Below are 401 nucleotides of genomic sequence, written 5' to 3' on the forward strand. Positions count from 1 at the left end.
GACATCCAGATCTATCTCCACCATGTGGTGCGAGAGGATGCCCAGCTTCTCTATGGGTTTCATAGCGAAGAGGAGAAGGCCGTTTTCCTCAATCTGATTTCTGTTTCAGGTATCGGTCCAACAACGGCCTTAGCTATCGTTGCTGTTGATGATAATGAGGGCTTGGTTGCCGCTATTGATAATAGCGACATCAAGTACCTGACTAAATTTCCTAAGATTGGCAAGAAAACTGCACAGCAGATGGTTTTGGACCTAGCTGGTAAGTTTGTGGAAGTGCCTCAAGCGGCTGGCAAGGCAAGTCCACAGGCCCAAAGTAGCAATCAAAATCTGGACGAAGCCATGGAAGCCCTCCAGGCACTGGGCTACAAGGCCAGCGAACTCAAGAAAGTCCGTGCCTTCTT

Annotated in this window: 1 protein-coding gene; it reads left to right on the plus strand. The window is 49.1% G+C overall.

Translation table 11 applies throughout. The features are described from left to right. On the plus strand, positions 1 to 401 hold a 401-nt coding region (gene ruvA / locus FH871_RS35055), incomplete at both ends, for a Holliday junction branch migration protein RuvA (RefSeq protein ID WP_138995363.1).

Origin of the sequence: Larkinella sp. C7 (genome assembly GCF_006149005.1) — a bacterium.
In the GTDB taxonomy this organism is placed as follows: domain Bacteria; phylum Bacteroidota; class Bacteroidia; order Cytophagales; family Spirosomataceae; genus Larkinella.